At 53.4% G+C, this 262-nt stretch carries 1 rRNA gene; it reads right to left on the bottom strand.

Annotated elements, in window-relative coordinates:
* Nucleotides 1-214 (bottom strand): 16S ribosomal RNA (locus MDHKLMBL_RS20745); the annotation flags it as partial.
* Between the last annotated feature and the right edge of the window lie 48 nt (nucleotides 215-262).

The raw sequence follows: 262 nt of genomic DNA, 5'->3' as shown, positions 1-262 counted from the left end.
AGGTCCGAAGATCCCCTGCTTTCCCCCGAAGGGCGTACGCGGTATTAATCCGGGTTTCCCCGGGCTATCCCCCACTACTGGGCAGTTTCCTATGCATTACTCACCCGTCCGCCGCTCGTCAGCGGGGTGCAAGCACCCCCTGTTACCGCTCGACTTGCATGTGTTAAGCCTGCCGCCAGCGTTCAATCTGAGCCATGATCAAACTCTTCAGTTTAAATCATACAAGAATCCGAAGATTCTCTATTCTTGCTCAAGACAAAAC

The organism is Marinobacter flavimaris, assembly GCF_002933295.1.
In the GTDB taxonomy this organism is placed as follows: domain Bacteria; phylum Pseudomonadota; class Gammaproteobacteria; order Pseudomonadales; family Oleiphilaceae; genus Marinobacter; species Marinobacter flavimaris.
Note: the sequence above shows the minus strand (reverse complement) of the source record. Positions and strands in the feature narration are given on the sequence as shown.